This is a genomic window from Secundilactobacillus hailunensis, from assembly GCF_005405185.1.
Taxonomy (GTDB): domain Bacteria; phylum Bacillota; class Bacilli; order Lactobacillales; family Lactobacillaceae; genus Secundilactobacillus; species Secundilactobacillus hailunensis.
In genome coordinates, this window is the sequence record NZ_BJDO01000120.1 from 1 (window position 1) to 853 (window position 853).

1 protein-coding gene is annotated in these 853 nt (G+C 41.0%); it reads right to left on the reverse strand.

Going from position 1 to position 853, the window contains the following annotated elements:
* Positions 1-843: IS30-like element ISLpl1 family transposase (locus tag FFM73_RS12575; RefSeq protein WP_137631951.1), on the reverse strand; the 843-nt coding region annotated here is incomplete at its 3' end.
* Positions 844-853: the final 10 nt, after the last annotated feature.

Genomic DNA, 853 nt, shown 5'->3' on the forward strand with positions numbered 1-853 from the left:
GAGTAACGTCGTCGTTAAATCTTGAGCACTAATGTGCTCAAAACGAGTCCCTTTAGGATAAAAATAACGTAAATTCCGATTAAAGCGTTCATTACTACCACGTTCAGCTGGCGTATAAGCATGGCAGTAATAGGTCTTAATACCATATTGTGATTCAAGTGATACTAGCCCACTAAACTCAGTGCCACGGTCCACAGTAAAGCTGTGCACCGGACCATTAAAAGTGGTTAGGAACTTAGTTAGTGCTTCATTAACAGTCGCTGTCGTCCGATCTTTTAACCGGTATGCCCAAAGGAACCGTGATTTTCGATCGATTAAAGTTAATAAAGCTGCCTTACTATGCCCACGAGGACCAACGACTGTATCTAGTTCAAAATCGCCGATGCGATTACGTTGATTAATCATCATGGGACACTGTTCAATTGATCGCCCCAAAGATTGATTATATTTGGATCGTTGGTCAACGTTACGCCGTTGGCGTACGCCATGTTCAGGTAGATCATTCAAGGAGAAAACAATTCTCCCCTGATTTAGCCAATTATAAATAGATTTAGTAGCTAGTTTAAATTCGTGAGCAATCATTCCTGGTGACCAGCTTAGACGTAAATGATTGAGAATTTTTTGCTTTAACTCATCGCTCAGCTTAGTTTTCCGACCACATCGTGATCGCTTGTATTCGGCATCTGTTTGTGCTAATTCAGCCTGATAAGGTTGACATCGAGATAATTCATAAGAAATTGTTGACGGTGATCGGTTCAGCCGAACGCCCATTTGGATATTGGACAGCCCTAGTTCACAAAAGGTTTCGATTTTAATTCGTTCGGAATAGGTTATACTAGACAAAAGATCAGCT